Source organism: Alcanivorax sp. HI0044, assembly GCF_001634945.1.
The window spans coordinates 1-901 of sequence record NZ_LWEZ01001606.1; the positions used below are offsets into that span (position 1 = coordinate 1).

The 901-nt window shown below is 52.8% G+C and carries 1 protein-coding gene; it reads left to right on the plus strand.

Features of this window, described 5'->3' with window-relative positions; genetic code table 11:
• Positions 1–91: 91 nt before the first annotated feature.
• On the plus strand, positions 92–901 hold an 810-nt coding region (locus tag A3730_RS32175; RefSeq protein WP_231884036.1), incomplete at its 3' end, for a hypothetical protein.

Here is a 901-nt window from a genome sequence, read left to right on the forward strand (position 1 = left end):
TACCTGGGATCCCGTATCTGGCGACTTAACCCTGACGGTGTCCGGTGAATCCGATAATAGTGGTGGGTTGTCTGATCTGTCAGGTGAAACCGTGACATTACAGTTGGCCGATAGTGAGTTTGTTCTTACTGTCACGGAAGAGCTGTCGGATGATCAATTCGTAGACAATACGGTGACGTTTACGGCGATTGAAAGTTCGACAAATCCGCTTGTCGGTGCCTGGTATCTGGCAGAAGAGGGCGGCGCTTTCAATGTGCTGACCATTCTGGACGATTCCAACTACACCATAGCGCACAATGCCAATGAGGAATCCTATGAGGGCGCCTCTCCGATAGAGGTGTCTTCCGAGTGGGGAACCTATTCGACTAGCGGTGGCGCTTTCACTATCTCCAGTGTTGAGGCTGAAACGGACGGGCCGGGGGGGCTGTATGATGCAGATTCTCCTAATGCGCTTGAGTCCTATGAACAGCAACCGTGGGGCGACCTGGCCTTTACTCATGCCGACGACGGCAGCTTTAGTTTCAGTCGTATTGGCCGTTTCGCTGTGGAGCTGGAAGACCTGGCCGGGAATGCCAGTACTGTTATCGTCGAGCGTGAAGAAGATGGCTTCTTCGAAGGGATGGAGATTGATTTCAGCATTGACCTGGTTGGCGAAAATGACAAGGCCAATATTTATCTCAACGAAGATGGCACGGGCACGATGACCTTCGTGGACGATGGAGAATCAAACCCGATTAATGCACCTTGGGAAGCCACGACAAGCGGCACCCTGAGGTTCACTGAAGGCACTCCGGGTAATACCGGCAGTTGGACGCTTGCGCCGATCAAGAACAGTGGCTCGGATGCTGTGATTGTCGATTTCCGTCATATTGCTGGCTCTACCGAGAGCTTGCTCGGGTTC